At 62.2% G+C, this 10,516-nt stretch carries 8 protein-coding genes; 3 read left to right on the top strand and 5 right to left on the bottom strand.

Translation table 11 applies throughout. The annotated features are described in order from the left end of the window. Positions 1-207: 207 nt before the first annotated feature. From AC13EY_RS00110 to wrbA, 3 genes are all read right to left on the bottom strand, one after another. Positions 208-1,599 carry an amidohydrolase family protein gene (locus AC13EY_RS00110; protein WP_228246045.1) on the bottom strand — a complete coding sequence of 464 codons (1,392 nt, stop codon included), beginning with the start codon at positions 1,597-1,599 and terminating at the stop codon, positions 208-210. 57 nt (positions 1,600-1,656) lie between these two features. Then, the gene (locus AC13EY_RS00115; protein WP_228246046.1) at positions 1,657-2,727 is read right to left on the bottom strand and encodes an ABC transporter substrate-binding protein; all 1,071 of its coding nucleotides are present in this window, start codon (positions 2,725-2,727) and stop codon (positions 1,657-1,659) included. A 392-nt stretch (positions 2,728-3,119) separates the two neighbouring features. Then, the gene (gene wrbA, locus AC13EY_RS00120) at positions 3,120-3,776 is read right to left on the bottom strand and encodes an NAD(P)H:quinone oxidoreductase (protein WP_228246047.1); all 657 of its coding nucleotides are present in this window, start codon (positions 3,774-3,776) and stop codon (positions 3,120-3,122) included. A gap of 106 nt (positions 3,777-3,882) precedes the next feature. Between wrbA and AC13EY_RS00125 the strand changes: the two genes are divergently transcribed. Continuing rightward, positions 3,883-4,851 carry an isopenicillin N synthase family dioxygenase gene (locus AC13EY_RS00125; RefSeq protein ID WP_228246048.1) on the top strand — a complete coding sequence of 323 codons (969 nt, stop codon included), beginning with the start codon at positions 3,883-3,885 and terminating at the stop codon, positions 4,849-4,851. Continuing rightward, positions 4,844-5,596 (top strand): alpha/beta fold hydrolase, encoded by a 753-nt coding sequence (locus AC13EY_RS00130; RefSeq protein ID WP_228246049.1) that lies wholly within the window; start codon positions 4,844-4,846, stop codon positions 5,594-5,596. The genes AC13EY_RS00125 and AC13EY_RS00130 overlap by 8 nt, the downstream gene beginning before the upstream one ends. Positions 5,597-5,632: 36 nt before the next feature. Here the strand turns inward: AC13EY_RS00130 and AC13EY_RS00135 are convergent, their stop codons facing one another. Beyond that, positions 5,633-6,622, bottom strand: a complete 990-nt coding sequence (locus AC13EY_RS00135; protein ID WP_228246050.1) for an ABC transporter substrate-binding protein — start codon at positions 6,620-6,622, stop codon at positions 5,633-5,635. Between the two features lie 24 nt (positions 6,623-6,646). Further along, positions 6,647-7,570 (bottom strand): isopenicillin N synthase family dioxygenase, encoded by a 924-nt coding sequence (locus tag AC13EY_RS00140; protein WP_228246051.1) that lies wholly within the window; start codon positions 7,568-7,570, stop codon positions 6,647-6,649. Positions 7,571-7,912: 342 nt separating this feature from the next. On the opposite strand from AC13EY_RS00140, the gene AC13EY_RS00145 reads away from it, so the two are divergent. After that, positions 7,913-9,280 carry an 8-oxoguanine deaminase gene (locus AC13EY_RS00145; protein WP_228246052.1) on the top strand — a complete coding sequence of 456 codons (1,368 nt, stop codon included), beginning with the start codon at positions 7,913-7,915 and terminating at the stop codon, positions 9,278-9,280. The last annotated feature ends 1,236 nt before the right edge of the window (positions 9,281-10,516 follow it).

The raw sequence follows: 10,516 nt of genomic DNA on the forward strand, positions 1-10,516 counted from the left end.
TCACCGAACTGAGAGCAGGCTTGTTTCAGCGCAAAGAGACGGATCACCAACTGCTGCAACGAAGGCAACGGCGTCAGCTGATATGGACCAGGATGCAGGGTGCTCTGCCGCTATGAATTTATTCCGGACAGCAGTGCGCCTGCGCGACGATGACGGTGCGTTGTCGCGGGGTATGTGTGCTGCGCGCTGTGCCCCGTTGCATCCGCATCACAACGGCGACAACGCTCCATCCTCATGCTCGGCCAGCCATTCGGCGCGGCGTTCCAGCAATGCACGGCAGGCGCGTTCGGCGTCGCTCATGTAACGTGGCAGATCGCCGTTGAGCAGTTGCTGGTCCTGCATGACGATTCGGCCGGCGACCATAGTCATGCAGACGTCGCCACCGAGCGCCCCATGCACCAGATTGTGGTGAACATTCATGAACGGGCCGTCGGTCAGGAACGGCGTCATGCGCGGGGTGTCGGCGCGCACGGCGATGATGTCGGCCTGTTTGCCGGGCTCCAGCGAGCCGATCTGATCGTCCATGCCGATGGCGCGTGCGCCTTCGATAGTAGCGCTGCGCAGCACGTTCCAGGCGCCGTAGGCCGCGGCATCCATGCAGCGCAACTTGGCCAGCAGCGAGGCGATCTTGATCTCCTCCAGCATGTCCAGATTGTTGTTTTCCTTCTCGCCATCGGTGCCGATACCAACCGCCACGCCCGCAGCGATCAACTGCTCGATGGGTGCCGAGCCGCTCGCGAGTTTCATATTGCTCGACGGGTTGTGCGCCACGCCGATGTTCTTCTCGGCCAGCAGGGCGATTTCGTCGTCATCCAGCCAGACGCAGTGGGCCAGCAGCACGCGCTCGGGTTCCAGCAGGCCGAGGCGCTCCAGTGCGCGAATCGGGCTACAGCCAAAGCGCTTCATGGCTTCGCCGATCTCTGCTTCCGCTTCGTTGGAGTGGGTATGCAGGCCGGTGTTGTAGCGCTCGCACATGGCTACCGCCCGGCGGCACGCTTCCGGCGTAGCGTAGTACATGTGCTCCAGCCCGACCCAGACGTTGATGCGGCCGTCGGCCTTGCCGTGCCACTGCTGAATCAGCGCTTCGTTGTCATCGAGCGTATCGAAATAGTCGTAGCCTTCGGCCTCGCCAACGTAGGGCACCATCACTACGCGGTTGCCTAGAGCTTCGGCGGCGCGGGCAGAGCCGGCCATGTAGCGCCACATGTCGACCGAGGTGGTAGTACCGGACAGCAGGCTTTCGGCATAGCACAGCCAGGAGGCGATCTCGGCGTCCTCGGCGGTCAGCACGCGGTGCATCGGGTCGATGAACAGCCGCAGCCAGTCCCACACCGGCAGGTCTTCGGCCGTGCCGCGAAGAAAGCCGGAGTGGCTGTGGGTATTGATCAGACCGGGCAGCAGCACGGCCTGACCGTAATCGATCAGTTCGGCCTCGGGGGCCAGGGATTGAATATCCGCACGCGGCCCAACGGCGACGATACGGTCGCCCTCTACCAGCACGGCGCCGTGCTGCAGCACCGGGTTGTCGGGGGTCATCGGCAGAACGATGGCGGCGGTCAGGATGCGCCGGGTTGCAGGCGCATTGGCCTCAAGTGTCATTATGGGTGCCTCTGTAGAAGTGAAAATGCCGACGCGCGAACGCGCCGGCGTTGGGGCTCAGTTGGCTGCGCCGCCAGCCACCTCGGGGTACTCGGCCATCATCGTCTTGATCGCGTCGGTGCCGATAAAGCGGGTGGTGAATGCCTTGGTGTAATCGGTGTCTGCGTCGAGCAGGTCAAGCGACTTGAGCTGTTCGCTGATGTCTTTCCAGCGAGCATCGGTCATGGCACCAATACCCAGCTCCAAGGCATCGCCGGACACCACAATGCCCAGCGAATTCACGCTGTCGAGCGAATGCTGCAGTTGCGCCGGCGTCTGGTTGGGCGCCAGGCGGTTGATCTCGACGTTGGTCTCGGCCGGGTCGTTCAAATAGCGATACCAGCCCTCAACCGAGGCGTTGACGAAGGACTCGACCAGCTCCGGGCGGTTCTCAACGGTGTCGGTGGTGGTGACGATCAGCGTTGAGTAGGAATTCCAGCCGTAGTCGGACAACAGGAACATGTTCGGGTCGATACCCGCCTGCTTGACCACAAAGGGCTCGGAGCTGACGTAGCACTGCTGAATCACGCTGCTGTCGGCAATGAACGGCCCCATCTGGAAGGTGTAGGGACGCACCTGTTCATCGGTGTAGCCGTACTTCTGCTTGAGCCATGGCCAGAACGACTGGTGCGCATCCTGCGACAGCAGAATCGGCTCACCCTTGAGGTCCTCCAGGCTGTCGTGGCCCACGCCCTTGTGGGTCATGATGGCCTGCGGGTCCTTCTGGTAGAAGGCGGCCACCGCCACAATCGGCAGACCCTGGGAGACGGCTTCGAGAATCTGCCCGCTGGAATGCAACATGACGAAGTCCGCCTTGCCAGCCAGCAGCAGCTGCAGGTTGTTGACCTGCGGGCCGCCCGGCTCCTGCTCTACCTCAAGACCGTATTTTTCGTAGGTGCCATCAACCGCCGCCTGATACCAGCCGCCATGTTCGGCCTGCGGAAACCAGTTGGTGCGATAGCTGACCTTTTCCAGCGCCGAGGCGGCCAGCGGCATGGCCAGCAGAGCGGAACCCACTAGCGCGGCGATGGCTTTCTGGCCTGCCCGCTGACGCAATGAAGAATGTGCTGCACGTGTTGCCTTGTTCATCAAGTACCCCTGTTCATCAGACTGCATTGAATGTTGGGCGGGCGTTGACGAACCCAGACTTCAGGTTCGAATGCTCGGTGGGCCGAGCTTGTCGTTATGAAGCTGACCGAATAATCAGCTTTTGCGCTTGCGCGTAGAGTGGAAAGCAACAGGCATGCCACGAAATAGACAGGTTTTTCTGTTGTTCGGGGCCGGATGAGGTTGGGGAGCACGCTATTTGCCTGGGCTCGCCGTGCGGCTGGGATAGATAGCCGCATGATGATGTCAGGCTCATGCGGCTGTGCTGCCGGGTGGGATGAGGGCGGATAAAAATCTGACCTTTTGCACGACTTTGTGGCGAGCGCGGCGTTGCGGCGCGGTTTTCGCACCGCATTGGGTCGTTGCTCTGCTGCTCAGTGAGCGTGGCCCGCAGCCAGGTCCACCGAAGCCGGCTCCGGGGTGATCTGCCCGGCCAGACGCGCCACCCGCGCACCGAGGGCGCGGGCAATCGCCTGCTCACTCTTATCTACGCCCAGCGTACCGTTGAAGCCGGTGACCGCCGAGGCGCCGTAGGGCGAGCCGCCGCTGCGGGTGTGCACCAGCTCCGGCACGCTGTGCGGTACGCCCGCGAGGATCATGCCGTGCTGCAGGAACGGCAGCAGCAGGTTGATCAGCGTCATCTCGTTGCCCGAGTGCATGCCGCCGGTGGAGGTGAAAGCCGCGCCCACCTTGCCGATCAGCGCGCCCTGGCGCCACAGCGGTGCGACCTCGTCGATAAAGGCACGCAGCGGCGTGCTCATCAGCCCATAGCGGGTCGGCGAGCCCCAGATGATGCCGGTCGCCCACTCCAGATCGGCCATGCTGGCCTGCGGCAGATCACGGTATTCGGCCTGGGCGGCAATAAAGTCGGCGCGTTCGGTATCGACGCTGAACTCCGGTTCCGACAGCGCCACCCGGCGCAAACGGACCTCGGCCTGCTCATTGGCGGCGCCTTCGGCGATGGCCTTGGCCAGCGTCAGCGTGGTGCCGTAGCGGGAATCAACAACGATGGTGATGCGCGATGGGGTCATGAATGGATGCTCCTGAGTGACGTTGAACAAATCGCTATACGGGCTGGCATGCAATATGAATACCTGACCAAATGGACAACCTGTTTTGATTCATCTGGAGAACGACATGACAGAGCAGTATGGGTCAGTGGCAGCCAACCTGCCGGTGATCGACATCAGCCCGATGCAGGGCGGCAGCATCGGGGACAAAGCGGCGATGGCGGCGACGCTGCGCGATGCCTGCGAGCGCAGCGGCTTTTTCTACGTCAGCGGCCACGGCATCGAACCTGCGTTGATCGAGCAGGTGTTCGCGGCGTCGAAGCGGTTCTTTGAGTTGCCGATGACCGACAAGCTGGCGGTCGACAAGGCCCAGTCCAAGGCCAACCGGGGCTACGAGCCGCTGCGCGGCCAGACGCTGGAGGCCGGTGCGCCGCCGGATTTGAAGGAAGGCTTCTATATCGGTGAGGAGGTGCCCGCCGATGATCCGCGCGCGCTGAGCCGCTTCAATATGGGCCCCAACCAATGGCCGCAGGGCGTCGCCGATTTCCGCCCGGCGATGGAGCAGTATTACGCCGCAATGACCGAGCTCAGCGCCCGGATCATGGCCGCGCTGGCGTTGTCGTTGAACCTGCCGGAAGACTTCTTTGCCGATTTTTGCGAGTCGCCGCTGTGTACCCTGCGTCTGCTGCACTACCCGCCCCAGCCCGGCAACCCCCAGCCAGGTGAAAAGGGCTGCGGCGCACACACCGACTTTGGCGGCATCACCGTACTGCTGCTCGACGATAAACCCGGCCTGCAGGTCTGGGACGCGGCGGGTGAGCGCTGGATCGACGCCAACCCGATCCCCGGCACCTTCGTGGTCAACCTCGGCGACATGATTGCCCGCTGGACCAACGATCGCTACCGCTCGACCCTGCACCGGGTGGTCAACACCTCCGGTGCCGAGCGCTACTCGGTGCCGTTTTTCTACAGCGGCAACCCCGATCACGAAGTGCGCTGCCTGCCGGTCTGTCTGCAGCCGGGCGATGCGCCGCGTTATCCGGTGACCACGGTCGAGGCGCATCTGCAGGAGATGTACCGGAGGACCTATGCCTGAGCCAGTGAACAAGCCGACCTTTGTATTGATCCACGGCGCCTGGGCCGGCAGCTGGGTATGGGATGCCCTCAAACCCGAACTGGAAGCCGCCGGCCATCGCGTGCTGGCGCTCGACATGCCGGGCAACCCGCAGCATCCGGCCACAGCCGAAGACATCAGCATGGCCGGCTGCATGGCGCATATCGCCAGTGCCTGTGCCGAGATTGACGGTCCACTGCTGTTGGTTGGCCATTCAGGTGGCGGCGTGATTGTTACCCAAGCGGCCGAGATGCTCGCCGAGCGCGTGGTGGGCGTAGCCTATCTGGCGGGCATGATGTTGCCTTCCGGGCTGGGCTTTGCCGAGTTGAGCAACTCGCTGCTCGCGACCAACCCGGAAGCAGCAGGCATCTGGCCGCATCTGGTTTGGGCCGAGGATCGTCAGTCGTCCGAAGTGCCGCCCGAGGCCGTATGCGAGGTATTCCTGCAGGATTTGCCGCGCGACCAGGCGATGGCGGCGGCGCAGCGCTTCTGCAGCCAGCCCGAAGGCACCCGAGTGCTGGTCGCCGAATGGACTGCCGAGCGTTTTGGCCGCCTGCCGCGGCTGTATGTGGAAGCCACCGAGGATCGTTCGGTGGTGCTCGCCGCGCAGCGCAAGATGCAGGCGCTGGTGCCGGGCGCGCAGGTGGTCAGCCTGGCCTGTGGGCATGTACCGCAGGTAGTGCAGACGGCGGCGGTTGCTGAAGCCTTGCTGGCGTTTGCCAGTTGATGGAAGCAGGGAGCCGCAAGCGGCTCCCTGCTTTACTTACTCCGCGCCGTACATTGCTTTAACAAAGGTCAGGTCAAACGCCTTCTGCCAGTCAAGGTCGGCGGGCAGGGTGCCGGCTGCGACCATATCCTCGAAGAAGCCTTTCCAGCGCGCGGTGGTCATGATGCCGTATTGGCCGTCGGCCGCATCGCCCGACAGCAGAATGCCTTCTTCCTGCATCTTGGCGGTGCTGTAGGCCAGCAGCTCATCGGCCATTTCCGGGTTGGCCTCTTTGATCAGCGCGTTGGCCGGTGCCGGGTCGGCGAAGTAGGCTGCCCAGCCTTCGGCGGTGGCTTCAACCATGGCCTTAACCACGTCCGGGTTCTTTTCCAGCATCTCGGCGGTGGTATCCAGCGTACAGGCATAGGCATCCCAGCCGTAGTCGGCCAGCAGCAGACTCTTGGCCGCTACGTTCTCCTTGGCCAGAAAATATCCGTCGTTGGTCACGTAGCCTTGCTGGATCGCTTGCTGATCGGCGATGAACGGGCCAAAGCTGTAGTCATACGGTCGCAGCTGCTCATCGGAGAATCCGTACTGCGCCTTCATCCACGGCCAGTAGGCCACGCGGCCAGCAGTGGGAATCCGAATGCCCTTGCCCTTCAGGTCTTCGAGGCTGTCGTTACCGGCACCTTCATGCACTACTAGCGATTGCGGGTCTTTCTGGAACCAGGCGGCCACGGTCACCAGTGGGATGTCTTCTTTCACGGCATTGAGTGACTGCAGCGCGTAGCCCATGCTGAAGTCGGTTTTGCCGCCCATCAGCAGTTGCACGTTGTTGACCTGCGGGCCGCCCATATTGATGGTCACGTCCAGGCCGTACTTTTCATAGATACCTGCCGCCTTGGCGGCGTACAGCCCGCCGTGCTCGGCTTGCGCATACCAGGTGGTGGTGACGGTCACCGGGATCAGGTCGGCGGCGCTGGTAGTGGCGGCGCTGAAGCCCAGCGCCAGGGCCAGACCGGTCAGTTTCAGAGATTTGAATTGCATGGGTAAAACTCCTTGATGGTGAACTCAGTAAGTCGCGTTGAGGCGTTCCAGCAGGTGGTCGCCAGCAGAAATCGGGGCGTAGCGCGCGGGGTTGTCGGCGCTGGCGCAAGTGTCGATGCAGGCGATCTCGGCATCCTTGTTCGGATGACAGAAGAAGGCGATGGAATAGCGATCGCGGTGCAGCGACTGCGGCGGCACGTTCACCCGGTGCGGGGTTGAGCAGAACACGTGGTTGGTCCAGCGGTGCATCAGGTCGCCGGTGTTAACCACCACGGTGCCCGGAATCGGCGTAGCGGCAACCCATTCACCGGCGCGGGTGCGGACTTCCAGCCCGCCAGCGTCGTCCTGAAACAGCAGGGTGATGCTGCCGTAATCGGTGTGCGCCCCGGCGCGGTTTTCCCCATCCTGCGGGGTAAAGCCTTCCGGCAGCGGCGGGTAGTGCAGCAGCCGCAGGGTGTGGTGATGGCGGTTGTGGGCGGTAACGAAGAATTCGTCCGGTTGTGCCAGCGCCACGGCAAAGGCTTCCAGTACCCGGTCGGCGGTGGCGATGCAGGCAGCGAGAAAGTCTTCCATCTGCGAGCGGAAGGCGGGCAGCACCGCCGGCCACAGATTGGGCGCACTGCCGGCGCTTTCCGGCGCCAGGTTAAACGCTTCCTTGAGGTCGCCGGGTTTGCTCGGGTCGAGCCGCTCGCGGCGCACACCCACGTAGCCGCGGTTGCTCTCGGCGTTCTGCCAGGCAATGGCCTGCTTGTCGTCGTCGGGCAAGGCGAAAAACGCCTTGGAGGCGGCGAAGGCTTCGGCCAACTGCTCGGCAGGCATGCCACAGCCAGATAGGTAGAAAAAGCCCCAATCGCTGCTGGCCTGGCGCATCTGCCGGGCTACCTCGGCGCGGGCGGCGGCGTCGCCGTCGATAAAGGGCGAAAAGTCGATTACCGGTATTGAGTCCATCGTTATCAGTGTCTCCTGATGCGGGTACATGCACCGCCGCCAGGCGGCGGTGGATTAATGCGACCTGCGGTTTAGTCCTCGAACCCGTGTTCAGGACGACACGACTCATAACCTGACCAGTCACGCAAGAATTGAAAAAGCAAGGGCTGTGCCAAGCCCTCTGGCACGCTGATAAGTGCGCGATTACGCGCCAAAACGGCCGGTTAATGCACTGATGCTGTGCTGAAATGAGGGCTATGGCACCCAATCTGCGCGGTTTTACAGCGGCCCCGGATTTGCATGTCGCGCGGTATGAGGAATTTCTGTCCTGCTGGTCAACATAACGAAATATCGAGGAATCGCATGTCACCCACCCTGCTGCTCAAGAACGCGCTGGTCATCGCCACTATGGATGACGAACAATGTGAAATCGCTAACGGCTCCGTGTTTATTCGCGGCAACCGCGTCGAAGCGGTCGGCCCCGCCAGTGAGCTGCCAGATACCGCTGATAAGGTCATCGATATGACCGGCCACGTGCTGATTCCGGGCCTGATCAACACCCACCATCACATGTTCCAGTCCCTCACCCGCGCCCTGCCGGCGGCGCAGGATGCCGAGCTGTTCGACTGGCTGACCGCGCTGTTCCCGGTCTGGCAGAACATCACCCCGGCCATGCAGCGCGCCGCTACCCGCACCGCGATGGCCGAGCTGATGCTGTCGGGCTGCACCACCGCCGCCGACCACGCCTACCTCTACGTCAACGGCACCCGGCTGGACGACAGCGTGCAGGCCGCGCAGGAAATGGGCATGCGTTTTCACGCCGTGCGCGGCGCCATGAGTCTCGGCCAGAGCAAGGGTGGGCTGCCGCCGGATGCGCTGGTCGAGCAGGATGAAGACGCCATCCTCAAGGAAATGCAGCGGGTGGTCGAAGAGCTGCACGACGCCACGCCCGACGCCATGATCAAGGTCGCCCTCGGCCCCTGCTCACCCTTTACCGTGACCACCGACCTGATGCGCGAAGGCGCGGCGTTGGCGCGCTCCTACGGTGTTGGCCTGCACACCCACACCGCAGAAAACGCCAAGGACCTTGCCTTCAGCAAGGAGCGCTACGGCATGACCCCGACCGAATACACCGAATCGGTCGGCTGGGTCGGCCACGACGTCTGGCACGCCCACTGCGTGCATCTGGACGACCCGGGTATCGCCCTGTTCGCCCGCACCGGCACCGGCGTCGCCCACTGCCCCTGCTCCAACATGCGCCTGGCCTCCGGCATCGCACCGATCCGCAAGATGCGCGATGCTGGCGTCAAGGTCGGGCTGGGCGTCGATGGCAGTGCCTCCAACGACACCAACAACCTGCTCGACGAAGCCCGCCAGGCCATGCTCTCCGCCCGCGTACGGGATGAAAACCCGACCGCCATGAGCGCCCGCGAAGCGCTCTACATCGCCACCCGCGGCGGCGCCGACGTGCTTGGCCGCAGCGACGTGCTGGGTCGCATTCAGCCCGGCTACTGCGCCGACATCATCGCCTTCCGCACCGACGACATCGCCATGGCTGGCGCCCTCATCGACCCCATCGCCGCCCTCGTCTTCTGCACCCCGCAACGCGTCGCCCACAGCATCATCAACGGCCGACAGGTGATTGAAGACGGCGTGCTGCTGACACGGGAATTGCCGCTGATTATTGAAGAGCACAATGCCTTGGCGAGGGAGCTGGTGTTGGGGAAATAGACACGAGTCTGCGCGGACCGGCGTCCATGCACCCGTAGGGGCACTGCGTGCAGTGCCCGTGGTCGCACCTGCACCTGCGTGGCCTGTTGATGGTTCCCACGCTCTGCGTCTTTCTTGCACGGCGGTGTGTTGTTCCGGTCTGCCTTTCGCCTTCACGGCGAGCAGGGGGAAATGCATGGCCATTTCCCCCTGCACCCCCTAGGCCACCCCGGCTACGCGGCCCTGCGGGTTCGCTGCGTTGCTCGATTTATCGGGGAGCCACAAAACTCGGCTCTTCGAGCCTCAGACATCCTGTGGCTCTTTTTCCCGATAAATCTGCGCTACTCGCCCGCGTAAACGGGGACCCGGGGCCGTGCATTGGTTGTGTAGTATGGCGGTGAAAGTACAGTTTTGGCATTTCAGTGGCGCGAATTATCTCGGTGCTGTTTTCGCATTAACGTTTGAGCTCAGGCCGCGGCCCGTCAGGGCCGTCGCGCCTGCAGCGAATGGCTAGGCGCTTCCTGGCGTGTTATCCAATATTGCCTTGATAAGCGATATGGGCTTTTGGCCGTGGAACAACATGCGCAGGAACACCCCATCTGCGAGACCCATTTCCACCTTGCCGTTCCCGAGGAATATCGACTTTCCATTATGGCGATACAGCCTCCCACCCAATTGCTCTAACTGCGACGTCTCGCGATTCGTTCCAGATCTGACAGTAATCCCCTCTCTCTGACACTTAGCAAGAAATGCCTCAACGTTGACTCCCATGCAAATCTGTAGTCTCCCAAAGAGAAGATCAAACATCTTTTCATGAGGGATCTGCCGATTGAAGACAGGAAGCGCTAGAGGAATTTTCATGGAGTCTAGAAATCTAGCTCTAGGGCAGCTTTCAGTTCCTCCGCATGAATCAAACCAACCATTAAATATGATGTGCCCGGCGGCGGCCATTTTCTTCTCGAAGTAGCAGCCCAAGAACAGGCAGTCATCTATGACGTGAATTGCCCAGCCCTTACCTTCTGGATTGGCGAGTAGATCATTTAGCTCCTCATCCCACGTCTCAATCTGGACTTCCTGCTCAGGAATCTGAATAGTTTGCCCAGTATCCGGATCTTTACTAAGGAATCGCTGATCAATTCAGATTTGCGCATTACCGGTGTCGATCAACTGAATTTTTGATGCAGCGAACCTGTTCTTGGCGACATTGCTCCGCAAATCGCCTTCAACTCTGGCCATTTTGGCCTATTTCCACCCGAC

Source organism: Halopseudomonas sp. L-58 (assembly GCF_056859475.1).

What these genes read in the sequence shown, in the direction of transcription:
- AC13EY_RS00110 (WP_228246045.1), bottom strand. Translation starts at nt 1,599, where the DNA reads ATGACACTTGAGGCCAATGCGCCTGCAACCCGGCGCATCCTGACCGCC.
- AC13EY_RS00115 (WP_228246046.1), bottom strand. Translation starts at nt 2,727, where the DNA reads ATGAACAAGGCAACACGTGCAGCACATTCTTCATTGCGTCAGCGGGCA.
- wrbA (WP_228246047.1), bottom strand. Translation starts at nt 3,776, where the DNA reads ATGACCCCATCGCGCATCACCATCGTTGTTGATTCCCGCTACGGCACC.
- AC13EY_RS00125 (WP_228246048.1), top strand. Translation starts at nt 3,883, where the DNA reads ATGACAGAGCAGTATGGGTCAGTGGCAGCCAACCTGCCGGTGATCGAC.
- AC13EY_RS00130 (WP_228246049.1), top strand. Translation starts at nt 4,844, where the DNA reads ATGCCTGAGCCAGTGAACAAGCCGACCTTTGTATTGATCCACGGCGCC.
- AC13EY_RS00135 (WP_228246050.1), bottom strand. Translation starts at nt 6,622, where the DNA reads ATGCAATTCAAATCTCTGAAACTGACCGGTCTGGCCCTGGCGCTGGGC.
- AC13EY_RS00140 (WP_228246051.1), bottom strand. Translation starts at nt 7,570, where the DNA reads ATGGACTCAATACCGGTAATCGACTTTTCGCCCTTTATCGACGGCGAC.
- AC13EY_RS00145 (WP_228246052.1), top strand. Translation starts at nt 7,913, where the DNA reads ATGTCACCCACCCTGCTGCTCAAGAACGCGCTGGTCATCGCCACTATG.